General features: G+C 65.0%; 29 protein-coding genes. 19 read left to right on the plus strand and 10 right to left on the minus strand.

Annotation, left to right across the window (positions count from 1 at the left end):
• Window position 1: 1 nt before the first annotated feature.
• The 3 genes from ispH to EV663_RS11920 are packed head-to-tail and all read right to left on the minus strand — an operon-like array spanning window position 2 to window position 2,075.
• On the minus strand, window positions 2–952 hold the full coding sequence (gene ispH, locus EV663_RS11910; protein WP_132952136.1) for a 4-hydroxy-3-methylbut-2-enyl diphosphate reductase: 951 nt from the start codon (window positions 950–952) through the stop codon (window positions 2–4).
• A gap of 60 nt (window positions 953–1,012) precedes the next feature.
• The gene (locus tag EV663_RS11915; RefSeq protein ID WP_132952138.1) at window positions 1,013–1,459 is read right to left on the minus strand and encodes a YqaA family protein; all 447 of its coding nucleotides are present in this window, start codon (window positions 1,457–1,459) and stop codon (window positions 1,013–1,015) included.
• A gap of 43 nt (window positions 1,460–1,502) precedes the next feature.
• Window positions 1,503–2,075 carry a LabA-like NYN domain-containing protein gene (locus EV663_RS11920; protein WP_132952140.1) on the minus strand — a complete coding sequence of 191 codons (573 nt, stop codon included), beginning with the start codon at window positions 2,073–2,075 and terminating at the stop codon, window positions 1,503–1,505.
• Between the two features lie 125 nt (window positions 2,076–2,200).
• Here EV663_RS11920 and folK point away from each other — a divergent pair, with 125 nt between their 5' ends.
• The 9 genes from folK to era all read left to right on the plus strand — a co-directional run bounded on the left by folK (window position 2,201) and on the right by era (window position 9,850).
• A complete protein-coding gene (gene folK / locus EV663_RS11925) occupies window positions 2,201–2,839 on the plus strand; it encodes a 2-amino-4-hydroxy-6-hydroxymethyldihydropteridine diphosphokinase (RefSeq protein ID WP_132952142.1) in 639 nt (212 codons plus the stop codon).
• 39 nt (window positions 2,840–2,878) lie between these two features.
• A complete protein-coding gene (gene rpoZ / locus EV663_RS11930; protein WP_132952144.1) occupies window positions 2,879–3,235 on the plus strand; it encodes a DNA-directed RNA polymerase subunit omega in 357 nt (118 codons plus the stop codon).
• Between the two features lie 25 nt (window positions 3,236–3,260).
• Window positions 3,261–5,381: a RelA/SpoT family protein gene (locus EV663_RS11935; RefSeq protein WP_132952146.1), complete on the plus strand. Its 2,121-nt coding sequence runs from the start codon at window positions 3,261–3,263 to the stop codon at window positions 5,379–5,381.
• Between the two features lie 29 nt (window positions 5,382–5,410).
• The gene (locus EV663_RS11940; protein WP_132952148.1) at window positions 5,411–6,055 is read left to right on the plus strand and encodes a DUF2062 domain-containing protein; all 645 of its coding nucleotides are present in this window, start codon (window positions 5,411–5,413) and stop codon (window positions 6,053–6,055) included.
• A gap of 22 nt (window positions 6,056–6,077) precedes the next feature.
• Window positions 6,078–6,818: a pyridoxine 5'-phosphate synthase gene (locus EV663_RS11945; protein WP_132952150.1), complete on the plus strand. Its 741-nt coding sequence runs from the start codon at window positions 6,078–6,080 to the stop codon at window positions 6,816–6,818.
• A 43-nt stretch (window positions 6,819–6,861) separates the two neighbouring features.
• A complete protein-coding gene (gene acpS, locus EV663_RS11950) occupies window positions 6,862–7,263 on the plus strand; it encodes a holo-ACP synthase (protein ID WP_132952152.1) in 402 nt (133 codons plus the stop codon).
• A 72-nt stretch (window positions 7,264–7,335) separates the two neighbouring features.
• On the plus strand, window positions 7,336–8,124 hold the full coding sequence (lepB, locus tag EV663_RS11955) for a signal peptidase I (RefSeq protein ID WP_132952154.1): 789 nt from the start codon (window positions 7,336–7,338) through the stop codon (window positions 8,122–8,124).
• A 4-nt stretch (window positions 8,125–8,128) separates the two neighbouring features.
• Window positions 8,129–8,818, plus strand: a complete 690-nt coding sequence (gene rnc / locus EV663_RS11960) for a ribonuclease III (protein WP_132952156.1) — start codon at window positions 8,129–8,131, stop codon at window positions 8,816–8,818.
• A 123-nt stretch (window positions 8,819–8,941) separates the two neighbouring features.
• On the plus strand, window positions 8,942–9,850 hold the full coding sequence (gene era, locus EV663_RS11965; RefSeq protein ID WP_132952157.1) for a GTPase Era: 909 nt from the start codon (window positions 8,942–8,944) through the stop codon (window positions 9,848–9,850).
• Here era and EV663_RS11970 read toward each other — a convergent pair.
• Window positions 9,811–10,071 carry a hypothetical protein gene (locus EV663_RS11970; RefSeq protein ID WP_132952159.1) on the minus strand — a complete coding sequence of 87 codons (261 nt, stop codon included), beginning with the start codon at window positions 10,069–10,071 and terminating at the stop codon, window positions 9,811–9,813. The genes era and EV663_RS11970 overlap by 40 nt on opposite strands.
• 72 nt (window positions 10,072–10,143) lie before the next feature.
• On the opposite strand from EV663_RS11970, the gene EV663_RS11975 reads away from it, so the two are divergent.
• The gene (locus tag EV663_RS11975) at window positions 10,144–10,470 is read left to right on the plus strand and encodes a DUF1491 family protein (protein ID WP_132952161.1); all 327 of its coding nucleotides are present in this window, start codon (window positions 10,144–10,146) and stop codon (window positions 10,468–10,470) included.
• A gap of 53 nt (window positions 10,471–10,523) precedes the next feature.
• The gene (recO, locus tag EV663_RS11980) at window positions 10,524–11,249 is read left to right on the plus strand and encodes a DNA repair protein RecO (RefSeq protein WP_132952236.1); all 726 of its coding nucleotides are present in this window, start codon (window positions 10,524–10,526) and stop codon (window positions 11,247–11,249) included.
• 52 nt (window positions 11,250–11,301) lie between these two features.
• On the opposite strand, the gene EV663_RS11985 is transcribed toward recO, so the two are convergent.
• Window positions 11,302–12,987: an acyl-CoA dehydrogenase family protein gene (locus EV663_RS11985; RefSeq protein WP_132952163.1), complete on the minus strand. Its 1,686-nt coding sequence runs from the start codon at window positions 12,985–12,987 to the stop codon at window positions 11,302–11,304.
• A gap of 169 nt (window positions 12,988–13,156) precedes the next feature.
• Here EV663_RS11985 and EV663_RS11990 point away from each other — a divergent pair, with 169 nt between their 5' ends.
• A complete protein-coding gene (locus EV663_RS11990; RefSeq protein WP_132952165.1) occupies window positions 13,157–13,918 on the plus strand; it encodes a sulfite exporter TauE/SafE family protein in 762 nt (253 codons plus the stop codon).
• A gap of 60 nt (window positions 13,919–13,978) precedes the next feature.
• Here the strand turns inward: EV663_RS11990 and EV663_RS11995 are convergent, their stop codons facing one another.
• Window positions 13,979–15,316 (minus strand): ammonium transporter, encoded by a 1,338-nt coding sequence (locus tag EV663_RS11995; protein ID WP_132952167.1) that lies wholly within the window; start codon window positions 15,314–15,316, stop codon window positions 13,979–13,981.
• A gap of 36 nt (window positions 15,317–15,352) precedes the next feature.
• Window positions 15,353–15,691, minus strand: coding sequence for a P-II family nitrogen regulator (locus tag EV663_RS12000; RefSeq protein WP_132952169.1), 339 nt, complete (start codon window positions 15,689–15,691; stop codon window positions 15,353–15,355).
• 264 nt (window positions 15,692–15,955) lie between these two features.
• Between EV663_RS12000 and EV663_RS12005 the strand changes: the two genes are divergently transcribed.
• On the plus strand, window positions 15,956–18,091 hold the full coding sequence (locus EV663_RS12005; RefSeq protein ID WP_132952238.1) for a transglycosylase domain-containing protein: 2,136 nt from the start codon (window positions 15,956–15,958) through the stop codon (window positions 18,089–18,091).
• A 20-nt stretch (window positions 18,092–18,111) separates the two neighbouring features.
• On the opposite strand, the gene EV663_RS12010 is transcribed toward EV663_RS12005, so the two are convergent.
• Window positions 18,112–18,717, minus strand: coding sequence for an MlaC/ttg2D family ABC transporter substrate-binding protein (locus EV663_RS12010; protein ID WP_132952171.1), 606 nt, complete (start codon window positions 18,715–18,717; stop codon window positions 18,112–18,114).
• The gene (locus EV663_RS12015) at window positions 18,707–19,492 is read right to left on the minus strand and encodes an MlaA family lipoprotein (protein WP_243697954.1); all 786 of its coding nucleotides are present in this window, start codon (window positions 19,490–19,492) and stop codon (window positions 18,707–18,709) included. Before EV663_RS12015 ends, EV663_RS12010 begins: the two co-directional genes overlap by 11 nt.
• A gap of 183 nt (window positions 19,493–19,675) precedes the next feature.
• On the opposite strand from EV663_RS12015, the gene EV663_RS12020 reads away from it, so the two are divergent.
• From EV663_RS12020 to EV663_RS12035, 4 genes are read left to right on the plus strand one after another with little or no spacing between them, the layout of a single operon-like run.
• On the plus strand, window positions 19,676–20,140 hold the full coding sequence (locus tag EV663_RS12020) for a RidA family protein (protein ID WP_132952175.1): 465 nt from the start codon (window positions 19,676–19,678) through the stop codon (window positions 20,138–20,140).
• Window positions 20,137–20,904, plus strand: a complete 768-nt coding sequence (locus EV663_RS12025) for a glycerophosphodiester phosphodiesterase family protein (protein ID WP_132952177.1) — start codon at window positions 20,137–20,139, stop codon at window positions 20,902–20,904. Before EV663_RS12020 ends, EV663_RS12025 begins: the two co-directional genes overlap by 4 nt.
• 30 nt (window positions 20,905–20,934) lie before the next feature.
• Window positions 20,935–22,137, plus strand: a complete 1,203-nt coding sequence (locus EV663_RS12030; RefSeq protein WP_132952240.1) for a GNAT family N-acetyltransferase — start codon at window positions 20,935–20,937, stop codon at window positions 22,135–22,137.
• Complete coding sequence (locus tag EV663_RS12035; RefSeq protein WP_132952179.1) at window positions 22,134–22,427, plus strand: 4a-hydroxytetrahydrobiopterin dehydratase; 294 nt, start codon at window positions 22,134–22,136, stop codon at window positions 22,425–22,427. The genes EV663_RS12030 and EV663_RS12035 overlap by 4 nt, the downstream gene beginning before the upstream one ends.
• A gap of 3 nt (window positions 22,428–22,430) precedes the next feature.
• Here the strand turns inward: EV663_RS12035 and EV663_RS12040 are convergent, their stop codons facing one another.
• Window positions 22,431–22,919 carry a peroxiredoxin gene (locus EV663_RS12040; RefSeq protein WP_132952181.1) on the minus strand — a complete coding sequence of 163 codons (489 nt, stop codon included), beginning with the start codon at window positions 22,917–22,919 and terminating at the stop codon, window positions 22,431–22,433.
• 80 nt (window positions 22,920–22,999) lie between these two features.
• Here EV663_RS12040 and EV663_RS12045 point away from each other — a divergent pair, with 80 nt between their 5' ends.
• Window positions 23,000–24,205 (plus strand): NAD(P)/FAD-dependent oxidoreductase, encoded by a 1,206-nt coding sequence (locus EV663_RS12045; protein WP_132952183.1) that lies wholly within the window; start codon window positions 23,000–23,002, stop codon window positions 24,203–24,205.
• Window positions 24,202–24,762 (plus strand): 16S rRNA (guanine(966)-N(2))-methyltransferase RsmD, encoded by a 561-nt coding sequence (gene rsmD, locus EV663_RS12050; protein ID WP_132952185.1) that lies wholly within the window; start codon window positions 24,202–24,204, stop codon window positions 24,760–24,762. Before EV663_RS12045 ends, rsmD begins: the two co-directional genes overlap by 4 nt.
• The last annotated feature ends 52 nt before the right edge of the window (window positions 24,763–24,814 follow it).

A 24,814-nucleotide genomic window follows, 5' to 3' on the forward strand; every position in this document is an offset into this window, starting at 1 on the left:
CTCAGGCCAGTTCCCGCACGATGCGGGGCAGGCGGAACTGGATTTTTTCGTCGGCGGTCACGACCTCTTCGACGGTCAGGTCGAACCGTTCGCGGAAGGCGGCGACGACCTCGTCCACCAGCTGCTCGGGCGCGGAGGCCCCGGCGGTGATGCCCACGGCCGACACGCCTTCCAGCGCGCGCCAGTCGATCTCGGTCGCGCGCTGGATCAGCTGGGAATAGTCGCAGCCGGCGCGCGCGCCCACCTCGACCAGGCGTTTGGAGTTCGACGAGTTCGGCGCACCGATCACCAACAGCGCCTGCACCTTGGGGGCGATCTGTTTCACCGCGCCCTGACGGTTGGTGGTGGCGTAGCAGATGTCTTCCTTGTGCGGCCCCTCGATCGTCGGAAACCGTGCCTGCAACGCCTTGACCACCTCGGCGGTGTCGTCGATGGATAGCGTCGTCTGGGTGATGAAGGCCAGTTGCCCTGGGTCTCGGACCATCAGGTTCGCGACATCCTCCGGGGTTTCGACCAGCAGCACTTCGCCCTCGGGCAGTTGTCCCATGGTGCCGATCACCTCGGGGTGGCCCTTGTGGCCGATCATCACCATCTGTTTGCCGTTCTCGGCATGGCGGGCGGCCTCCAGGTGCACCTTGGACACCAGCGGGCATGTCGCGTCGACATAGGTCATGTTGCGCCGCTCGGCCTCGGCGGGCACGGATTTTGGCACGCCATGGGCGGAAAAGATCACCGGGCGGTCGATCGGGCAATCGTCAAGTTCCTCGACGAAAACCGCGCCCTTGTCGCGCAGCGTGTCGACCACGAACTTGTTATGCACGATCTCGTGGCGGACATAGACGGGCGGCCCCCATTTTTCCAATGCCATCTCGACGATCTTGATGGCGCGGTCGACACCGGCGCAGAACCCGCGCGGCGCGGCAAGATAGAGGGTGAGCGGCGATTTGGTCATGGCGTTTCTCCTGTCTGCCACAGAGGTAAACCCATGTGCGCGATGCGTCCAGTCCCCGCCCTAACCGGCCGCGGCGGCCGTCGCCCAGGCCAGCGCGGCATATCGACCTGTCTTGGCTATGGTGACCAGCGCCATGAACAACCAGACCGGCGTGCGCATCATGCCCGCGATCACGGTAAAGGCATCGCCGAAGGGCGCCCAGCTCAGCAGCAGGGTCCATACGCCCCAGCGCGCCCACCAGCCCTGCGCGCGGACCAGTTGGCCGCCGGTCACGGGGAACCAGCGCCGGGTGCGGAAATGTTCGATCCAGCGGCCCAGCACGTAATTGACCACAGCCCCCAGAACGTTGCCGATACTGGCAACGACGATCAGCCAGCCCGCGCCGATGCCGCCCGCCAATTGCAGCCCGACGAAAACCACCTCGGACTGGAACGGCAGGATGGTCGCCGCGCCAAAGGCGGCGGCGAACATCGTGGCAAGCTGGGCAAGGGTGGCCGCGCCTGTCATCTTGCAGGATCAGGCGCACAGACCGGCCGTGCCGGCAGCAGGCTCAGTCGATCTCGGTGTCGTGTTCGTCATGGTCATGGCGCGGTTCGCGCGGGGGACGGCCGATCACTTCCTTGAGTTCGTCAAGCTCGATGAAGTTGTCGGCCTGCCTGCGCAATTCGTCGGCAATCATCGGCGGCTGGCTGCGGATCGTTGACACGACCGACACCCGCACACCCTGGCGTTGCAGGCTTTCCACCAGCGGCCGATAGTCGCCATCGCCGGAAAACAGCACGACATGATCCACCCGCGGGGCCAGTTCCATGGCATCGACCGTCAGTTCGATATCCATGTTGCCCTTGACCTTTCGCCGTCCCTGGCTGTCGGTATATTCCTTCGCCGGCTTCGTCACCATGGTGAAGCCGTTGTAGTTCAGCCAGTCGACGAGCGGACGGATCGGCGAATAGTCGTCGTTTTCGAGGAGGGCAGTATAGTAGAACGCGCGCAACAGCTTGCCACGGCGCATGAATTCTTGCCGCAACAGCTTGTAGTCGATGTCGAAGCCCAGCGCCTTGGCGGCCGCATAAAGATTGGCGCCGTCGATAAACAGGGCCAAACGTTCGTCGCGGTAAAACATCTTTGTTCCTTCACCAATGAAAAATAGCGATGACCAATGACCCGGATGAGTGGTGGGACCGCGGGCAGGTTCCTGCCCGGTCCGGCCATCGGAAGACCGCGCGACGAATGTAAGGATAGCATCGGATGCCGCAACGGCGAAATCTTCATGAAACCTGTACAAAAGGACTGGTCGCGCTGGGCGGGAATGTCGATTTCGCCGGCTCGTCCCCCGCTCGCACCCTTGCGCGTGCGCTGGCGGTGCTGGATTGCCCCGAAATTCGAATCACCCGGATCAGCCGGTTTTACTCAACGCCCTGCATGCCGGCGGGTGCGGGCCCCGATTTCATCAACGCGGTGGCCGCGATCGAAACGACGCTGCCCGCGGCGGCCATGCTTGAGCGGCTGCACCGGGTCGAGGCGCGGTTCGGGCGCAGGCGACAGGCACGCTGGGCGGCGCGGACGCTTGACCTTGACCTGTTGGATCTTGGCGGTGCGATCTTGCCTGACCGCGCCACCCAGGACGCCTGGCGCGATCTGTCCGCCGCGGTGCAGGCCCGTCTTGCGCCGCCCCGCCTGATCCTGCCGCATCCTCGTCTGCAGGACCGCGCCTTTGTCCTGGTTCCGCTGGCCGAAATCGCCCCGGATTGGCACCATCCGATTCTCGGGCTGACCGCGAAACAGATGCTCGACGCGCTGCCGAGGGATGAAAAGCTGTCGATTTCTGCCGTATTGGGGCCGTGGGCGGGGCTTTCCGCCCTTGTCAAGGCTTTTGACAATCAATAAGAGTGTGATTTCCACCCTCCACCAGGAACGGAGTGCCCCATGGCCCGCGTGACGGTAGAAGATTGCGTTGACAAGGTTCCCAACCGGTTCGAACTGGTGATGCTGGCCGCCCATCGGGCGCGCGAAATCGCCGCCGGTGGCGTGCTGACCGTCGATCGCGACAACGACAAGAATCCCGTCGTCGCCCTGCGCGAGATCGCCGATGAAACCCAGTCGGCCCAGGATCTGCGCGAACGCATGATCGAGGCGCACCAGCACCAGATCGAGGTCGATGAGCCCGAAGAGGACTCGATGGCGCTGTTGATGGGCGGCGGCGAGCCGGACAAACCCTCGGATGACGACATGTCCGAAGAAAAATTGCTGCGTGCCTTGATGGAAGCGCAGGGGCCGCGCTGACACGCGCAAGAGGTTTGCGGACAGGATGATCGACGTCGAAGACCTGATTTCGCTTGTCCGCAATTACAATCCCCGGACTGATGCCGACCTGATCCGCCGCGCCTATGCCTATGGGCGCGAGATGCATTCGGGTCAGTATCGTCGGTCGGGGGAGGAATACTTTACCCATCCCGTGGCTGTGGCCGCCATCCTGACCGAACAGCGGCTGGATGATGCGACCATCGTGACCGCACTGTTGCACGACACGGTCGAGGATACGAAATCCACGTTTTCCGAGGTCGAGCAACTGTTCGGCCGCGAGATCGCCGAGCTGGTGGACGGCGTCACCAAGCTGACCAATCTTCAGCTTTCATCGACCCGCTCCAAGCAGGCAGAGAATTTCCGCAAGCTGTTCATGGCGATGTCCAAGGACTTGCGGGTGATCCTGGTGAAACTGGCCGACCGGCTGCACAACATGCGCACGATCAAGTCGCTGCCGCATGAAAAACAGGTCCGCAAAAGCCACGAGACGATGGATATATACGCCCCGCTTGCCGGGCGGATGGGCATGCAGTGGATGCGCGAGGAACTGGAGGATCTGGCCTTTCGCGTGCTCAACCCCGAGGCGCGCAGCTCGATCATCCGCCGCTTCATCACGCTGCAACGCGAATCCGGCGACGTGATTCAACAGATCACCCAGGACATCCGAAAGGAGTTGGACCGCGAAGGAGTCGAGGCGGACGTGTTCGGCCGCGCCAAGAAACCTTACTCGATCTGGCGCAAGATGGAGGAAAAGGAACAGGGCTTTTCGCGACTGTCCGATATTTACGGTTTCCGCGTGATCACCGAGAGCGAAGGCGATTGCTATCGTGTGCTGGGGGCCATCCACCAGCGTTGGCGCGCGGTTCCGGGCCGGTTCAAGGACTATATCAGCCAGCCTAAATCGAACGGCTACCGCTCGATCCAGACCACCGTGTCGGGGCGCGACGGCAAACGCGTCGAGGTCCAGATCCGCACCCGCCAGATGCACGAGGTGGCCGAGGCCGGCGTTGCGGCGCACTGGTCCTATCGCGATGGCGTGCGGGCGGGGAACCCTTTCGCCGTGGACCCGGCGAAATGGCTGGCCTCGCTGACTGAGCGGTTCGAGAATGCCGAGGATCACGACGAGTTTCTCGAACACGTCAAGCTCGAGATGTATTCCGACCAGGTCTTCTGTTTTACGCCGAAGGGGGATGTGGTCAAACTGCCCCGTGGTGCGACACCGCTGGATTACGCCTATTCGATCCATACGCGGATCGGTGATTCCTGTGTTGGCGCCAAGGTCGATGGCATCCGTGTGCCGCTCTGGACCCGGCTGAAAAACGGTCAGTCGGTGGAAATCATCACCGCCGAGGGCCAGCGCCCCCAGGCCACCTGGATCGACATCGTGGTGACGGGCCGTGCCAAGGCCGCGATCCGCAAGTCGCTGCGCGAAGAGGACCGGGGGCGCTATATCAAGCTGGGCCGTGAACTGGCCCGTGTCGCGTTCGAGCATGTCGGCAAGAAGGCCACCGACAAGGCGCTGAGAACCGCGGCGAAAAGCTTTGGTTTGCCCGACGGCGCGGAACTTCTGGCGCGGTTGGGCAGCGCCGAGTTGCGCGCGCAGGACGTTGTCGAGGCGCTTTATCCCGACCTGGCCAATCCCGGCGGTGACGAGATAGAGCCGTCGCGTGCGGTGGTCGGCCTGTCGCCGGAACAATCCTTTGCCCGCGCGCCTTGTTGTCAGCCGGTGCCGGGCGAACGGATCGTGGGGATTGCCTATCGCGGACGGGGCGTTGTCGTTCATGCCATCGATTGCCCTGCCCTCGCGAAATTCGAGGATCAGCCAGACCGCTGGATCGATATCCACTGGCATTCGGGCAAGCATCCCGTGGCCCACACCGTCGGTCTTTTCGTCACGATGCGCAATGACGCGGGCGTGCTGGGCCGTATCTGCACCTTGATTGGCGAGCAGAAGGCCAATATTTCCGACATGGAATTCATCGACAAGAAACCGGATTTTTATCGTCTGCTGATCCAGGTCGATCTGCGCGATGTGGAACATCTTCATACCGTGATGACCGCCCTTGAGGCCGAGAATGACGTGGCCGAGATCGAACGATACCGTGATCCCGAGCGCGCTCTTTAGGGGCGGGCCCGACGCGAAGGAACAAAGGCTTGGTCTTCAAGCGCCGGGATAAACGCAGTATCGGCCAGATTGTGCTGGACAGTCTCTATCCGCGTGGCGGTTGGGGGCGGGCTATCCATTACATCACCCATCGTGTCCGGCGATTGCCCGACAGCCCGCACCGTATCGCGCGCGGCATCTTTGCGGGGGTGTTCGTCTGTTTTACGCCCTTCTTCGGGTTGCATTTCATCCTGGCGGCGCTGCTTGCGCGGTTGTTGCAAGGCAACCTGGTTGCCGCGCTGCTGGCCACGCTGGTGGGAAACCCGCTGACCTATGTTCCGATCGGGGTGGTGTCGCTCAAGACCGGTCATTTCCTGATGGGGACCGAGTTCGACGAGACGATGGAAACCACCCTTCTGGGCAAGTTCGCAGGCGCGGGTGCCGATCTCTGGGATAACCTGCTTGCGGTCTTTACCAAGGCGGATGCCGATTGGGCAAAACTCTCGCAGTTTTACCACGAGGTGTTCCTGCCCTATCTGGTGGGCGGGATCGGTCCGGGCCTGATCGCGGGTATCGCGGCCTATCATCTCGGTATGCCGCTGATCGCGGTCTACCAGCACCGCCGCAAGGGGCGGCTGAAACAAAAACTGGCGGGGCTGCGCAAGCCGGCCGCCAAGGCAGAGGACCGGCGCTGAGGCCGGCAGAAAGGGCAAGCCGATGGGTAAACTCCGGCTGGGCGTCAATATCGACCACGTCGCCACCGTGCGCAACGCGCGCGGCTCGGCCTATCCCGACCCGCTGCGTGCGGCGAAACTGGCCGAAGAGGCCGGCGCCGACGGCATCACCGCGCATCTGCGCGAGGACAGGCGGCATATCTCGGATGCCGATATCGACGGGCTGATGGCGGCGCTGTCGGTGCCGCTGAACCTGGAAATGGCGGCCACCCCGGAAATGCAGGCCATCGCCCTGCGCCACCGCCCGCACGCCGTCTGCCTGGTGCCGGAAAAACGCGAGGAACGCACGACCGAGGGCGGGTTGGACGTTGCCCGGGATGAAACCCGGCTGGCCGATTTCATCGCGCCGCTGCGCGAGGCGGGCTGCCGGGTGTCGCTGTTCATCGGGGCCGACCCCGCACAGGTCGAGGCCAGCGCGCGCATCGGCGCGGCCGTGGTCGAGTTGCATACCGGCGCCTATTGCGATTTCCACGCCGAGGGCCGCCTTGCCGCCCGTGACGAGGAACTGGAACGCCTGCGCGACATGGCCGCCCTTGCCCATTCGCTTGGGCTGGAAGTGCATGCAGGTCATGGCCTGACCTATGACACGGTGCAGCCGGTCGCGGCCTTTCCAGAGGTTGTGGAACTGAATATCGGCCATTTCCTGATCGGCGAGGCGATCTTTCGCGGCCTTGTCCCGGCAATTGCCGAGATGCGGCGCCTGATGGATACGGCGCGGGGCTAAGGCGGATGCGACAAGGGCCGCGCATTGCGGAACGGACCGCGTCATGATCCTGGGCATCGGCACCGATCTGGCCAATATCGACCGGGTGGCGGCGACGCTCGACCGGTTCGGCGATCGTTTCCGTAACCGCGTCTTTACCGAGGTGGAACGGGCCAAGGCCGAGCGCCGCGCCGATGTGGCGGGCACCTATGCGAAACGCTGGGCGGCGAAAGAGGCCTGTTCCAAGGCGCTGGGAACCGGGTTGCGCATGGGAATCGCGTGGCGGGACATGGCCGTAGACAATCTTGAGACCGGCCAACCCGTCATGCGGGTCACCGGCTGGGCGGCCGAGCGGCTGGCGCGGATGACGCCGCCGGGGCATGACGCGATCATTCACGTCACGCTGACCGATGATCACCCCTGGGCGCAGGCCTTTGTCGTGATCGAGGCGCGACCCCTCGGCTGAGGCGTCGCCTTGACAGGCCCGCGCGCCCCACGCAAGAAGCGGCAACCCCAATTTTTCACGACAGGACAGCCAATGGCAGCCAAGGGCGAAAAGCAAGACGGCCTGTGGGAGACGGTCAAGACGATCTTCTGGGCGCTGGTGATCGCGGGCGTTTTCCGCACGCTGTTCTTTCAACCGTTCTGGATCCCCTCGGGCAGCATGAAAGACACGTTGCTCGTCGGCGATTTCCTGTTCGTCAACAAGATGGCCTATGGCTATTCGCGCTATTCCTGCCCGTTCGGTCTTTGCCCGTTTTCCGGTCGCATCCTCGATTCCGAACCCCGGCGGGGCGATGTCGTGGTGTTCCGTCACCCAGTCAACGGATCGGATTTCATCAAACGTGTTGTCGGCTTGCCGGGCGACACGGTCCAGATGAAGAACGGGGTTCTGCATATCAATGGCGCAGCGGTGCAGGTCACGGCCGACGGCCAGTTTTCGGAAACCTATTCAAGGCAGGGTCCGATGGGCCATTATCCCCGCTGTGAAAACGCCCCGGTGGGCGAGGGGGGCACCTGTACCAAGTCGCGTTTCATCGAAACGCTGCCCGGCGGCGAGTCGCATGCCATCCTCAACATCACAGACGGCGTGTTTTCCGACAATACGCCGGTCTTTGCCGTGCCCGAGGGGCATTATTTCACGATGGGCGACAACCGTGACAACAGCCAGGACAGTCGCTATGCGCAGTCCAATGGCGGTGTGGGCTTCGTGCCGGCCGAGAACCTGATCGGGCGGGCCGACCGGGTGATGTTCTCGTCCGCAGGACGATCCTTGTTCTTTGTCTGGACCTGGCGGTCGGACCGGTTCTTCAAGGCGATCGAGTGAGCGCGTGAAACTGTCTGCCGACCTTTCCGCCTTTGCAGACCGGCTGGGCCACGCGTTCAGGCGGCCCGAGCTGCTGATCCGTGCGTTGACGCATTCCTCTTTGTCCAGCTCCACACGCCCAGATAACCAGCGGCTGGAATTCCTGGGCGACCGGGTGCTGGGACTGGTGATGGCAGAGGCCCTTTTGTCGGCCGACCAGGCCGCGTCCGAGGGTCAGCTTGCCCCGCGCTTCAACGCGCTGGTCCGGCGCGAGACCTGCGCCGCTGTCGCGCGCGACCTGGGGCTCGGCGAGGTTCTGAAACTGGGCCGGTCCGAGATGATGTCTGGCGGACGGCGCAAGGAGGCGCTGTTGGCCGACGCGATGGAGGCGGTGATCGCCGCAGTGTATATCGACGGCGGTTTCGAGGCCGCGCGCGGACTGGTGCTGCGCCATTGGGGCGGCCGGATCGGCGCGGTCGAGGCGGATTCGCGCGACGCAAAGACCGCGTTGCAGGAATGGGCGCAGGCGCGTGGCCTGAACCCGCCGCGCTATGTCGAACTGGCGCGCGAGGGCCCCGACCACGCGCCCCGCTTTACCATCGCAGCCCGGCTGGAAACCGGGCAAGAGGCGCAGGCCGAGGCCGGGGCCAAGCGCCAAGCCGAACAGGCTGCGGCCCATGCCTTGCTCTCGCGGCTGGTGCAGGACGAGACGTGAGGCGCAAACGTGCGCGGCTTCCGGTTGTGCCTGCGCCGCCTGCGGGGTGGCCTTGCGGCTTTGCGCTGGCGAAACCGGTCGAAATCGGCTAGCAGCGCTGCTTGAACACAAGGAGCGGTCCGAATGACCACACGCGCCGGATTCGTCGCCCTGATCGGAGAGCCTAACGCGGGCAAGTCCACCCTGCTCAACCGCATGGTGGGTGCCAAGGTGTCGATCGTCACCCACAAGGTGCAGACCACACGCGCCCGTATCCGCGGCGTGGCGATGGAAGGGGATGCCCAGATCGTTTTCGTCGACACGCCGGGCCTGTTCCGCCCGCGCCGCCGGCTGGATCGCGCCATGGTGGCCGCCGCATGGGGCGGGGCCGCGGATGCCGACGTGATCGTCCTGCTGGTCGAGGCCCATCGTGGCCGAACAGGGGGCGTGGATACCATCCTTGAGGCCCTGCGCGATCGAGTGACGGACAATCAGCGCGTGGCGCTGGCCATCAACAAGATCGATCGCGTCAAGGCCGAGGCCCTGCTGGCGCTGTCGGCCGATCTGAACGCGGCCTACCCTTTCGAGCGGACCTTCATGATTTCTGCGGAAAAGGGGCACGGGGTGGACGATCTGCGCGAATGGCTGGCCGGCGCGCTGCCCGAGGGGCCGTGGCTATATCCCGAGGACCAGATCGCCGACCTGCCTCTGCGGATGATCGCGGCAGAGGTGACGCGCGAAAAGCTGACCCTGCGCCTGCACCAGGAACTGCCCTACCAGTTGACCGTCGAGACCGAGAAATGGGAGGATCGCCGTGACGGGTCCACCCGGATCGACCAGATCATCTATGTCACCCGCGAGGGCCACAAGGGGATCGTGCTGGGCCATAAGGGTGAGACGGTAAAATCCGTCAGCCAGGCGGCGCGGGCGGACCTGTCCGAGTTCCTGGGCCGTCCGGTGCACCTGTTTCTCCAGGTCAAGGTGAGGCCGAACTGGCTGGACGAGGCGGAACGCTATTCCGAAATGGGGCTGGATTTCCGCGAGGGCGATTGATCCCTTTCGCGGAATAGTCGCGTTTCCAGGTAGCGCAGGATCGCGAAATAGGCCACGGCGCAGACCCCGATATTGAAGATCAGCATCAGCGCCACGAAGATTCCCTTTCGGGAGAAGCCGGCAAAGACGATGATGTCCAGCACGATGGCGGCGATGATCACGGGCTTGGAAAAGGGCGGCAGAACGCGGCGGGGCTTGTCGGGGGCGGTGTCGTCGGACATGCGTGGCTTTCTCTTGGCTTGTTGTTGCCATGTTAGCATCCCCGGCGCCGGGCACCAGCGGTGCGGTGCCCCATGCGACTAACCGCCGAGTTCTGGGTCCAGGCCTACATGGCGCGGCTGCGGCTGGTCGATATTCCGGCCTTCGTCGTAGTCCATGGCGACGACACTGCCGGTGCGGTCCTGGTCAAGCTGAACACGCTGGACGGACAGGCGCGGGCGTTCCAGCGCAGCTTTGACCTGGCGGCCGGCGATCGCGTCTGGATCGTCTTGGCCGAGGGGGAGGAGGCCGAGGTCGATGCCGCGATCGCCCGGCAGCGCGGGTTCGATCCCGATCTGTGGGTGGTGGAGGTCGAGGATCGCGCGGGGCGCCACCTGCTCGATCAACCCGGACTTGCGTGACTTTGCCGGCAGGATCTGGGTATTTTTCCCAAGAAGAAGCAGGGGGCGCGATGATCGAGTGGCAGGATGAAGGCGCGGTCCTGGCCATGCGTCCGCATGGCGAAAGTTCGGCCATCGTCGAGATGTTCACCGCCCGTCACGGTCGCCACCTGGGCGTGGTGCGGGGCGGCGTGGGCCGACGGATGGCGCCGGTGTTGCAGCCGGGCACCCAGCTGGCCGTGACCTGGCGCGCGCGGCTGGCGGATCACATGGGCAGTTTCACGGTCGAGCCCTTGCGCGGGCGGGCGGGTGCGTTGATGGGGGATCGCGCGGCGCTGGCCGGGCTGAACGCGGTGACTGCGCTGTTGTCCTTTGCCCTGCCCGAGCGCGAGGCGCATCCGGCGCTTTACACCCGTTCGATCACGATGCTGGATCTGCTGGCCCATGGCGATGCCTGGCCTCTGGCCTATCTGCGCTGGGAACTGGCGCTGCTGGAGGAGATGGGGTTCGGGCTGGACCTCACGCGCTGCGCGGTTACCGGGGATCGCGACGATCTGGTCTATGTTTCGCCGAACTCCGGCCGCGCGGTCAGTGCCGAGGGCGCGGGCGACTGGGCAGACCGGCTGTTGCCGTTGCCGCCCTGTCTTTTGGGGCAGGGGCCGGTCCGGGGACAGGAGGTTGCCGAAGGGTTGCGCACAACCGGGTATTTCCTTGAGAAATGGCTCGCGCCGGCGCTGGGAGAGAGGCCCCTGCCCGCGGCGCGGGGGCGACTGGTGGAGGTGCTGGCGCGGGTCCTGTGAACGCGAACGCCCCGGCGCAAGGGCCGGGGCGTCAGTTCGGTTCGTTCAAGTCTTACCCGAGGACACGGCGTGCAATAACTTGCGCCTGGATCTCGGCGGCCCCCTCGAAGATGTTCAGGATGCGGGCGTCACACAGGATGCGGCTGATCGTGTATTCCAGCGCGAAGCCGTTGCCGCCGTGGATCTGCAGCCCGTTATCGGCGCAGGCCCAGGCCACGCGGGCGCCCAGAAGTTTCGCCATCCCGGCCTCAAGGTCGCAGCGGCGGTCGTTGTCCTTTTCCCAGGCCGAGAAATAGGTCAGCTGGCGGGCCACCATGATTTCTACCGCCATCATCGCCAGCTTGTCGGCCACGCGAGGGAAGTTGATCAGCGCCTTGCCGAACTGCTTGCGGTCCTGGGCGTATTGCATCGCCACGTCCAGCGCCGATTGCGCCACGCCGATGGCGCGCGCCGCGGTCTGGATGCGGGCCGATTCGAAGGTCTGCATCAGCTGCTTGAAGCCCTGGCCCTCGACGCCGCCCAGAAGGTTCTCGCCCTTGACCTTGAACTTGTCGAAGCCGAGCTCGTATTCCTTCATGCCGCGATAGCCCAGCACCTCGATTTCGCCACCTGTCATGCCGGGGGTCGGGAACGGATCCTCGTCGGTGCCCGGCGTCTTTTCGGCCAGGAACATCGACAGGCCCTTGTAATCGCTGGTCTCGGGATCGGTGCGCGCCAGCAGCGTCATCACATGGGTGCGCGCGGCATGGGTGATCCAGGTCTTGTTGCCGGTCACCTCGTAATCGTCGCCGACCTTTACCGCGCGGGTGCGCAGCGAACCCAGGTCAGAGCCGGTATTGGGTTCGGTGAACACCGCGGTGGGCAGGATTTCCGCGCTGGCGAGTTTCGGCAGCCAGTGTTGTTTCTGCTCTTCGGTGCCGCCGCAGAGGATCAGTTCGGCGGCGATTTCGGACCGGGTGCCCAGGCTGCCCACGCCGATATAGCCGCGCGAGAGTTCCTCGGACACCACGCACATCGACGCCTTGGACAGGCCGAACCCGCCATATTCCTCGGGGATGGTCAGGCCGAAGACGCCCAGTTCGGCCATCTCCTCGATGATCTCCATCGGGATCAGCTCATCCTTGAGGTGCCATTCATGGGCGTTGGGTTCCACCCGGTCCTGGCTGAACCGGCGGAACTGGTCGCGGATCATTTCCAGTTCGTCATCCAGGCCGGTGGCGCCGACGGTGGAATTCGCGGCCTGTTCCTGCATCAGTTCGACCAGTCGCGCGCGCGCGCGCGCAGAATTGCCGCATTGGCAAAGCGCCGTCACCGCGGCGTCCCCGGCCAGCGCGGCCTGGGCCTCGGCCGAGACGCCGATATCCTGAAGGCGGACGATTTCGCCCTGGCTCATCGGGATGCCGCCCTGGATTTGCAGAAGGTATTCGGCAAAGGCGATCTGGTGGATCAAATGTTCGATCTCGCCGAACTTTCCATCTGCGTTCAACCGCATGGCCCAGGATTGCATCTGGGTGAGGGCCTGGGCGTAGGTGGCCAGCCATGCCAGGCCGTGCGCCGCACCCTGGTGGGCCTCGACCAACCTGCCCGAGATGCGCCCATCCTCGGTCACGAGGGCGCGAACCGCCTCTCGTGCGTCATCCAGAACGGCATTCACCGGGGCAAGCGCGGCCTCGGTCTTGTCCAGCAGATCGGGGAAGAGGGCGTTCGACGCGGGCATATCCTGACCGTCATGGGGCATGAATCGTCTCCTTCTTGCGGCTTGGGGTGGCATAAGATCTTTGCAGATGCAGCGCAACAAAAATTCAAATAGACACTGTAGTTTGAAGCATAATGTCGCCCTCTTTTTTGCACTGCGGCGCGCCGGGCTCCACGATATAGCCGGGGGTCAGGAAAGGGAAACGCCTATCATGATTTTCGGGATCGATCTTCAGCTTTTCATCGCCGCCGTGGCGGTGGCCTTGTTCGCGGGCGTCGTGAAGGGTGCGGTGGGCTTTGCGCTGCCGCTGATCCTGATTTCGGGGCTGTCCGCCTTCCTGCCGGCAGAGCTGGCGCTGGCGGGGCTGATCATGTCGACGCTGCTTCTGAACATCGCGCAGGCGTTCCGGCAGGGGGTGGCGGCGGCGTGGGGTTCGGTTCGGAAATACCGGCTGCTGATCGGCTGTGTCGTGGCGGCGATCGCGGCCAGCGCACCGCTGGTCACCGTGTTGCCTGACCGCGCGATGTATCTTTTGCTGGGGGTGCCGATCGCGGCCTTCACCATCAGCCAGCTCATGGGGCGGCAACTGATCCTGCACGCCCGCCAGCGCGCCCCGGCCGAGGTCGCGATGGGGCTGGTCGGGGGCTTTTTCGGCGGGATCGCCGGGGTCTGGGGGCCGCCGGTGATCGCCTATCTTCTCAGCTTCAACACCGACAAGATCGAAATGGTCCGGGTGCAGGGCGTGGTCTTCCTGATCGGCGCGGCCATGCTGATGCTGGCGCATCTGGGATCGGGCGTTCTGAACGCGCAGACGTTGCCGTTTTCCGCAGCACTGGTTCTGCCCGCGGGGCTGGGCATGTGGCTGGGGTTCCGGTTGCAGGACCGGCTGAACCCCGACCGTTTCCGCCGCCTGACGCTGGTCGTGCTGACCATCGCCGCGCTGAACCTGGTGCGCCGGGGTCTGATGGGCTGATCAGCAACGAAAAGGCCCGGGCGCGAACGCCCGGGCCTGTCTTGCCTGCATGGACTGACCTCAGCCTTTGGCGAATTCGGGATAGGCTTCCATCCCCAGTTCGCCGATATCCAGGCCCTGGACCTCTTCCTCTTCGCTGACGCGGATACCCATGACCGCCTTGAGGATGAACCACACCAGGCCCGAGACCACGAAGACGAAGGCGCCCACGATCACGATCGAGATCAACTGGCCAAACAGCGAGGCATCGCCGTTGGTCAGCACGACCGCGATGGTGCCCCAGATACCGGCGAACAGGTGCACCGGGATTGCGCCGACCACGTCGTCGATCTTGAGCTTGTCGAGGAACGGCACCGCGAAGACCACGATCACGCCGCCGATGGCGCCGATCACGGTCGCCATGCCCAGGGACGGCGTCAGCGGTTCGGCCGTGATCGACACCAGGCCCGCCAGCGCGCCGTTCAGGACCATGGTCAGGTCCGGCTTGCGATACAGAACCTTGGTCAGGATCAGCGCCGCCAGCGCGCCGCCGGCAGCGGCGGTGTTGGTGTTGGCCATGATCCGGCTGATGTCGGCGACGTTGCCGGCGGTGTCCATGTAGAGCTGCGAGCCGCCGTTGAAGCCGAACCAGCCCATCCACAGGATGAACGTGCCCAGCGTGGCCAGCGGCAGGTTGGCGCCCGGCATCGGGTGAACCGAACCGCCCTTGCCGTACTTGCCGATGCGCGGCCCCAGGATCAACGCGCCTGCAAGCGCGGCCCAGCCCCCGACGGAGTGCACGACCGTCGAACCGGCGAAGTCGAGGAAGCCGAAATTGGCGTCAAGGAACCCGCCACCCCATTTCCACGAGGCCTGGATCGGGTAGATCAGCCCGGTCAGCACCACGACGAAGATCAGGAAGGGCCACAGCTTGATGCGTTCCGCCAGCGCGCCCGACACGATCGAGGCGGTGGTGGCGCAGAACATCAGCTGGAAGAAGAAGTCCGAGCCGACCGAGGCATAGGTCAGGTCGGTTTCGGTATCGGCCAGCCCGACCGGTTCCAGCGATGTCCAGCCAAATGCGCCCAGCACGTTGGTGATCGTCCATCCATCGCCCGGATACATCAGGTTGTAGCCGATCAGGTAATACATGATCGCCGCGATCGAGAACAGCGCGACGTTCTTCATCAACTGCATCGCGGTGTTCTTCTGGCGCACCAGCCCGGCCTCGAGCATGGTGAAGCCCGCGGCCATCCACATCACCAGGAACCCGGTGACGAGGAACATGAAGGTGGTAAAGATATAACCGATCTCCGCGTTTGGCGGCGTCATGTCCACCTCGGCGGCCTCCTGGGCAAAACCCAGCGCGGGCAAGGCCACCAGGCCCGCCGCGAGGGGAAGAAGTTTCGTCAGTTTCATGTCTCTTGGTCCTCTGTCTGGGGTCGTCGCGGGGGATCAGATGGCGTCTTCGTCGGTTTCGCCGGTGCGCACGCGCACCGCCTGGTTCACGTCGAGGACAAAGATCTTGCCGTCGCCGATCTTGTCGGTCTTGGCGGTCTTGGCGATGGTCTCGACCACCTGGTCGGCCATCGCGGCGGGAACGACGATCTCTAGCTTGACCTTTGGCACGAAATTCACGGCATATTCCGCGCCACGGTAGATTTCGGTGTGCCCGGACTGCGAGCCAAAGCCCTTGATCTCGGTCACCATCATGCCGCGCACGCCGATGGCGGTCAGGGCTTCCCTCACCTCCTCCAGCTTGAACGGCTTGATTGCAGCAATGATGAGTTTCACGTCTCAACCCTCTTCCGGTTTTGGCAGGTGCCCCTGCGGGATCTCACAGGGAAAGAAAGCGGGGCAGGGTGGAGATGACTCAAGGAATCGCGGCGGCAATGCCGTGCGATCACGTCATTATTTGCACAAAATTTGCACAAATAATGTGATATGATGAAATCTTGTGCGAATTGGGAAATCGAATCGTGATACGAGGGAAACTCCACAATCGTGTTCTACCGGGATAAGGTGGGACAAAGACCACAAGAGGCGGCGGGCAACGAGATGAGCAGCAAGGGCCGGAAACGACCCCCACTGGCGGCAGAGAAACGCCATGCGAAAAAGACCAGGACACCGGTCCGCCGCAAACCGGCGGCCACGCGGCGCAAGCCCGCCCGCCGGGGCAATCCCGTGGCCGGGTTTTTCCGCGCGCTCATCGGTTGGACCCTTGGCCTGATATGGAAAGTGTTCTCGCGCCTTGCGTTGGCCGGGGCGATCGTGCTCGGGCTGGCGGTCTATTATTTTCACGCCAAGCTGCCCGAGATGACCGCGCTTCTGGACGGCCGCACGCGAGGGTCGGTCACCTTGCTGGATCGCGATGGACAGGTTTTCGCCTGGCGCGGCGAACAGTTCGGCGGCCAGATCACTGCAGACACCGTGGCCCCGGTTCTCAAGAACGCGGTGATCGCCACCGAGGACAAGCGGTTCTATCGTCATTTCGGCATCAGCCCGCGCGGCGTTGCCGGCGCGATCAGGATCAACCTGTCCGAGGGGCGCGGGCCGTTGTCGGGCCATGGCGGGTCAACCATCACGCAGCAGACCGCGAAACTCTTGTGTCTGGGCGTGGCCTTTGATCCCGATATCTGGAAAAGCGAGGCCGAATACGAGGCCGACTGCCGCCGCACGACGCTGGCGCGCAAGATCAAGGAGGCGGTCTTTGCCCTTGCGATGGAGGTGAAATACACCAAGGACGAGATCCTGACGATCTATCTCAATCGCGCCTATCTGGGCGCGGGCGCACGGGGGTTCGAGGCCGCGGCGCAACGCTATTTCGGCAAATCGGCCAACCAGGTGAACGTTTCAGAGGCGGCGATGCTGGCGGGGTTGCTAAAGGCGCCGACGACCTATGCGCCGACCAACAACCTTAAACGGGCTCAGGACCGGGCCAACCTGATCCTGGGCCTGATGCAGGACCAGGGCTATCTCGGGCCGAAAGACGCCGCGATCGCGCGGGCCAATCCCGCGCGCCTGTCAGAGGCGGCAGAGGCCCGTGCAGGCGGGTATTTCGCCGATTGGCTGATGGGTGCAGGCCCCGATTTCCTGACACGCGACACGACCGAGGATGTCGTGATCAGAACCACGTTCGACCCGCAGATCCAGGCCGCGGCCGAAGAAGCGGTGCGCTTTGTGTTCCAGGAAAAGGTGCGCGACGGGTCCAAGGCCGAAACCGCGGTGGTGGTGATGTCGGCTGACGGCGCGGTGCGCGCGATGGTGGGCGGGCGCAAGACCGCGATCGGCGGGTTCAACCGGGCCACCATGGCACTGCGCCAGACCGGATCGGCGTTCAAGCCGTTCGTCTATGCCGCGGCGCTGGACCTGGGCTATGGCCCGAACGCGACGGTGGTGGACGAACCGCTGACCATCAACGTGCCGGGTTCGGGCCCCTATTCGCCGGAAAACTACGACCGAAAATTCCACGGCCGGGTGACGCTGACCGATGCATTGCGCCATTCCTACAACATCCCCGCGGTCAAGGTGTCCGAATCGGTGGGGCGCGCGAACGTGCGCCGAATCGCCGCCGATTTCGGGCTGGAAAGCGATCTGGCGCTGGGCCCGGCACTGGCGCTGGGGGCCTCGGAATCGACGCTTATCGACATGACGGGCGCCTATGCGGGCATCCTGAACGGAGGGTCGAGCGTGACGCCTTACGGCCTGGTGGAACTGCGTCTCAAGGGTGACAGCGACCCCTTGATGGGGCAGGTCGGCGGTATGGGCGAACGGGTGATTTCGCGCGATGCTGCGCAGGGCCTCGTCTACATGATGCACCAGGTGATCGAGGCGGGCACGGGCCAGCGCGCGAAACTGCCCGGCTGGCAGGCCGCCGGAAAGACAGGCACCACCTCGGCGGCGCGCGACGCTTGGTTCATCGGGTTCACCGCCGATTACGTCGCGGGGGTCTGGATGGGCTATGACGACAACACGCCGCTGAAAGGTGTTACCGGCGGCGGTCTGCCCGCCGAGATATGGCATGAAACGATGATGCGGGTTCATGCCGGACTTTCGCCCCGGCCATTGCCGATGCGGGTGCCCGCGGCCGGGCCGGGTGATCCCCGCCAGGATGCCGGCCCCCGGCCCGATCGCGACAACGTTGCCGAGGGCATCCTGAACGAGTTGCTGGGCCTTTTCCGCGGCGGGAACTGATCCCGCCGCCGGTTCCTGTGTCAGCCGGCGCGTTGAAGATCGGCGATCAGCCGGTCCAGATCGCCCTGCCGCTGGTCCAGCATGGCGCCTATCTCGGTGCGTTCGCTGGCCAGCATGTTCACGCCTTCGATGAAAACGTTGAAAAACAGGTCGCGCCCCGAGCGGTCGGAAACCAGGAAGATGACCTCGATCGGGGCCTCGCCACGCAGGTAGGCCGTGGTCTTGACCTCGTGAAAGTTCTTGTAGGGGCGGGCTTGCTCGACCTTGAGGCTGCCGCCGATGAATTCGCGAAAGCGCCGTCCGTATTTGCGCGAGATATATCCGCGAAACGCCGTGGTGAAGGCCGATAACTGTGCCGGGCTGGCGCTGCGCGCGGCCACGCCCAGCGCCGAGCGCGCGATGATCGGTACGTCGGAATAGCGCACGAAAATTCGTTCGAATTCCTGCAACATCCGGGCCTCGGAGCGGCCCGAGTTGATGACCGCGTTGATATCCGCAACGACCTGGTCGATCAGGGCGGTGGCCTCGGGCGTGGTCAGGGCGCGGGCGGGGGGGGCAACCGTCAGGGCGGCCCCGGCCGCAAGACCGGACATCAGAAAATGGCGGCGGGTGGCATCACTGCGCATCTGTTGCCTCCAGAGGGGTGGCATAGGCATCTGCATATGGGGTGGCGTAGGGATCGTCATAAGGGTCGAAATAGTCGGGCATCGCGTCGCGGCCCAATTCGTGACGACGTTTTTGCAGGTATCCGATCCGCAGTTGGGCGTAACTGTCGGCGCTGTCATACAGCACTTCGTCGATCGTGCCCGAATAGGTAAAGCGCTTGTTCAGCCCGGCGCCGACGCTGGTGCCGCGCCCGATCCAGCGCTCGTCGGGACCCAGTGCCGAGCCCAGCGGATCAAGCGCCATGTCCACGATCAGCCCCACCGTGTCGCGTTCCGTCGAGGGGCCGAGGAAGGGCAGTTCGACATAGGCGCCTTCGGGAAAGCCCCAGACATGCAGCGTTTCGCCGAAATCGGTCTCGACCTCGGGCGCACCCATGCGCGTTGCCGGGTCGAACAGCCCGCCAATCCCGATCGTCGTGTTGACAAGGAACCGCACACCGTTTTCCACCGCGTCGCCCGGGCGCAGTTGCAGCAGGCTATTGGCCATCTTGCCCGGCAGAGACAGGTTGCCGGCAAAATTTCCGATCCCCTCGCGCAGCGGGCCGGGAACGGCCCGGCCATAGCCCGAGGCGAGCGGACGCACGATGCCGCGATCAACGTCCTTGTTGAAGTCGTGAACGGCACGGTTGCGCGCCTCGTAAGGGTCGTTGAACTCGTTTGTGCCGTCATGCGGGGTGCAGGCGGCCAGCGCCACCATGCCCGCGACGGCGAGAATGGAATATCTCGAATGCCGCACGCCGTGGGTCCTAACCGGGAAAAAGACATCATCGATGACCGATTGCGCGCAAGGGAACCATGCTGGGCGGCGGATCACAAGTGCCACCCGCATCTCGAGGTACAAAGCGTTGCATTTTGATGTTTCGCGGGCAGGCGCGCGGGGGTAGCTTTTGTTCGACGCGTCAATCCCACGGAGTACGACATGCAAGCAACCTTCGAGGCCCGCCTCGCCACGTTGGGCGTGACCCTGCCAGATGCCCCCGCCCCCGCGGCCAATTACGTGCCTTACGTGATCGCGGGCGACCTGGTCCATGTATCGGGCCAGGTCGCCATGGTTGATGGCAAGTTCATCACCGGCAAGCTGGGCGCCGACATGGACGTCGCGGCCGGGGCCGCCGCCGCGCGGGCCTGTGCGATCAGTCTTCTGGCGCAGGTCAAGGCGGCCTGCGGCGGCGATCTGGACCGGCTGGTACGGGTGGTGAAGCTGACCGGCTTTGTCAACTCGACCCCCGATTTCGGAGACCAGCCCCGCGTCATCAACGGCGCCTCGGATTTCCTGGTCGAGGCATTGGGCGATGCCGGGCGGCACGCACGCTCGGCGGTCAGCGCGGCCGCGCTGCCCTTTGGTGTCGCGGTGGAAATCGAGGGTATCTTCGAAATCCGATGAGCGTACTACCGCCATCCTTCTTGCACGCCCCGATCGCCCATCGCGCCTTGCACGACCACGGGGTCGGTCGCCCCGAGAATTCGATCGAGGCAGTTCGCGCCGCGATCGCCGGCGGATTCGGCATCGAAATCGATATCCAGCCGTCCGCCGATGGCGTGCCTATGGTGTTTCATGATTACGACCTGTCCCGCCTGACGGGCGAGACAGGGCCGGTCTCGGCGCAGGGCGCGCGCGTGCTTGGCACGATGGTCTTGCGGGGCGGCGCGACGGGTATTCCCACGCTGGAACATGTGCTGGATGAGGTCGCGGGCCGCGTGCCCCTGCTGATCGAGATCAAGGATCAGGATGGCGCGATGGGCCGCGGTGTGGGGCGGCTGGAACGCGCGGTTGCGCGGTTGCTTGCGCGATATTCGGGCGATGTGGCGGTGATGTCGTTCAATCCCCATGCTGTCGCCGTTCTTGCCGAGGCCGCGCCGGATATCCCGCGCGGCCTGATCACCTGCGCGTTCGAACCGGGCGATTGGCCCACGCTGCACGCCCCGGTGCGCGACGTGCTGCGCGACATACCCGATTACGACAGGCTCGGGGCCTGTTTCATCTCGCATCGCTGGACCGATCTGGCCCGGCCTCGGGTGCGTGCGCTGCGCCAGGCGGGTGCCGCGATCTTGTGCTGGACCGTGAAAAGCGTCGGCGATGAACGGATCGCGCGATCCGTCGCCCACAACATTACCTTCGAGGGCTATGCCGCCGCGCACCCCGCTTGACCTGCTTGCGGCGTGACCCATTTCCAGCCCATGCAGGATGCGGGCAAGATACCCGACCCGGTCGAGGTCGATGTGCTGTCCTCGCTGTCGCAGATCGCGGCGGAGGACTGGGATGGCTGCGCCTGTCCAGAGGCCGCCGATGGGGGCCGCCCCGACGATCCGTTCACCACACACCGCTTTCTCAAGGCGCTTGAGGATAGCGGCTCTGTCGGGCCCGGCACCGGATGGGGGCCACATTACCTGGTGGCGCGCCAGAACGGCGTTCCGATCGGGGTTGCCCCGCTTTATGCCAAGTCTCACAGCCAGGGCGAATACATCTTCGATCACAACTGGGCCGATGCCTATATCCGGGCCGGCGGGCGGTATTATCCGAAATTGCAGGTCGCCGTGCCCTTCACACCGGCGACCGGGCGGCGCCTGCTGGCCCGACCGGGACATGAAACGGTGGCGCAGGCGGCGCTGGTGCAGGGGGCGGTGCAACTGGCGGCCGAAAACGGGCTGTCCTCGCTGCATGTCACCTTCTGCACCGGGGACGAGGCCCGCGCGGGTGTGCAGATGGGCCTGATGCACCGCATCACCCAGCAGTTTCACTGGGAAAACCGCGGCTATGCCGATTTCGACGCCTTCCTGGCCGATCTGTCCTCGCGCAAGCGCAAGACGATCCGCAAGGAGCGCCGCACCGCGCAGGCGTTCGGTGGCACGATCCGCCAGGTCAGCGGGGCCGACATCACCCGCGATCACTGGGCGGCCTTCTGGCGCTTTTACCAGGACACCGGGATGCGCAAATGGGGCACGCCCTATCTGACCCGCGCCTTCTTCGACATCGCGCAGGAGGTTCTGCGCGACGACGCGCTTCTGGTCGTGGCAGAGCGGGGCGGCACGCCGGTGGCCGGTGCGCTGAACTTCATCGGGCGGCAGCGGCTATACGGCCGGTACTGGGGCTGTGTCGAGGATCACCCCTGCCTGCATTTCGAATGCTGCTATTACCAGGCCATTGACCATGCCATCACGCACGGGCTGGACACGGTCGAGGCCGGCGCCCAAGGCACGCACAAACTGGCGCGCGGCTACCTGCCGGTTCAGACCCATTCCCTGCACTGGATCGCCGATCCCGGCCTGCGCGGCGCCATCGATCGCTATCTCCGGGCCGAGCGGGACGCGGTGGACGAGGAAATCGAGGTGCTGACCGATTACGGCCCCTTCCGAAAGGCGCATCCGGAGGAACATGAATGACCGACAGACTGACCGACGCCGAACGCGAAACCGACCTTGCACCGCTGCTGGACAAGGGCTGGGCGATGGACCCGCGGGGCGATGCGATCAAGCGGACCTTCGTGTTCGACGATTTCGTTCACGCTTTCGGTTTCATGGCCCGCGTGGCCCTGGTTGCTGAAAAGATGAATCACCACCCCGAATGGACCAATGTCTACGCCACGGTAGAGGTGCGGCTGACCACCCATGATGCCGGCGGGCTGACGATGCAGGACATCGTGCTTGCCCGCCGGATGGAGGTGCTGGCCTGATCCTTACAGCGCGTCCAGCAACGCTTCACCGGCCGAGACATCGCACGCGCCCGGATTGTCCTCGACATTGAGAATGCGAACCTCGCCATCCTCCACCAGCATCGAGTAGCGTTGCGAGCGGTCGATCAGGCCCACCGGCGGCGCGGTGAAATCCAGCCCCAGCGCCGTGGTAAAGCTGGCATCGGGATCGCCCAGCATGGTGATGCCGGCGGCCGTGGCCCCGGTCGCCGCGCCCCAGGCGCCCATCACGAAAGGGTCGTTGACCGACACGCAGATCACCTCGTCCACGCCCTTGGCGCGCAACTCGTCATGGGCGCGGATGAAGCTGGGTACATGGGCGGAATGGCAGGTCGGCGTGAACGCGCCGGGCACGGCGAAGATCACGACCTTGCGGCCCTTGATCCGTTCGCCAAGGTTCACCTGTTCCGGCCCATCGGCCCCCATATGCACAAGCGTCGCGTCGGGCAGCCTGTCACCGGTCGAAATCGTCATGGGTCTCTCCCTCTTGATTGCCATTTCTTCCCCGCGTCAGGTAGTTTGCGCGGGACGTCAGGCCAGCGGAGAGACTGCAAATGTCCCATATCGTCATCATCGGGGCCGGGCAGGCCGGGGCGGCACTGGCCGCCAAGCTGCGGGCGCTGGGCCATGCCGGGCCGATCACCATGATCGGCGAGGAATCCGTGCCCCCCTATCAGCGCCCGCCGCTGTCCAAGAAATACCTGCTGGGCGAGATGCCGCTGGAGCGGCTCTTTCTGCGGCCCGAATCCTTTTATGCCGAGAACGGGATCGAGTTGCGGCTGTCCGATACCGCCGTGGCCATCGACCGGGCCGACCGCAAGGTGATCGCGGGCGGCGCGGCGATCCCCTATGACCAGCTTGCGCTGACCACCGGCGCGGTGGCGCGCCGCCTGCCGGGGGCCATCGGGGGCGAGTTGGCCGGGGTGCATGTGGTGCGGACGCTGGCCGATGTCGATACCATGGCGCCCGATTTCGCGCCGGGCCGCCGGGTGCTGGTGCTGGGCGGCGGCTATGTCGGGCTGGAGGCCGCGGCGGTCGCCGCGCAGCGGGGCATGCAGGTCACGCTGCTGCAGCATTCCGACCGGGTGCTGCGCCGGATCGCCTGCCCCGAAACCTCGGCCTATTTCGCCCGGCTGCACCGCGATCACGGGGTGGACCTGCGCGAGAATACCCAGATCGCCGCCCTGCGCGGCGGGACATGGGTGGAACAGGCCGATCTGTCCGACGGCACCTCGATGGAGGTGGACACGGTGATCGTCGGCATCGGCGTGACGCCGGCCACCAGCCTGGCGGAGGCCGCCGGTCTGGCCATCGAGAACGGAATCGCCGTGGACGAGATGGGCCGCACCACTGACCCGCGGATCTGGGCGGCGGGCGATTGCACCAGTTTTCCCTTCCGGGGCGCGCGCATCCGGCTGGAAAGCGTGCAGAACGCCATCGACCAGGCCGAGGCCGTCGCCGCCAACATGCTGGGGTCGGAGGCACCTTATGTGCCGGTCCCGTGGTTCTGGTCGGACCAGTATGACGTGAAACTGCAGATCGCGGGGCTGAACACCGGGTACGATCGCGTGGTGGTCCGCAAGGGCGACCGCGATCTGACCGTCAGCCACTGGTATTTCCGCGGCGCGAACCTGCTGGCCGTGGACGCGATGAACGATCCGCGCGCCTACATGACCGCCAAGCGCCTGATCGAGGCCGGTCGCTCGCCCGACCCCGGCATGGTGGTCTCGGGCGACCTCAAGTCGCTGATGGCCGCGTGAGGATCATCGCGGGGCGCAACAGGGGGCTGAGCCTGGCCTCGGTCGGCAAGGGCGACAAGGGCGCGCATCTGCGCCCCACCACCGACCGGGTGCGCGAAAGCCTGTTCAACCTGATCCTGAACGGCCCCTATGGCGATCCGGTGACGGGTGCGCGGGTGCTCGACCTGTTCGCGGGCACCGGCGCGCTGGGGCTTGAGGCGCTGTCGCGCGGCGCGGCGCAGGTGACATTCGTCGAGAACGGGGCAAAGGCCGCCGCGTTGATCCGCGAGAATGTCGCGAAATGCCGGGCCGGGTCCGAGACGCGGCTGATCCGCCGCGATGCCACCCGGCTTGGGGCACATGACGGGGCACCCTTTGACCTGGTCTTCCTTGATCCGCCCTATGGCAAGGGGCTGGGCGAACGCGCGCTGGTCGCGGCGCTTGCGGGTGGCTGGATCGCACGCGGTGCATTGATCCTTTGGGAAGAGGGCGCCGCCGTCACGCCGCCCGAGGGTCTGCGCCTGCTCGATAGCCGCCGCTATGGCGACACCCGCATCGCGATCCTTGCCCGCGACTAGTGCATAAGGGTCTCGGGGGGCACGGCGGTACCCGGCACACCGGTCACTCTTT

The organism is Rhodovulum bhavnagarense (assembly GCF_004343505.1).
Taxonomy (GTDB): Bacteria; Pseudomonadota; Alphaproteobacteria; order Rhodobacterales; family Rhodobacteraceae; genus Rhodovulum; species Rhodovulum bhavnagarense.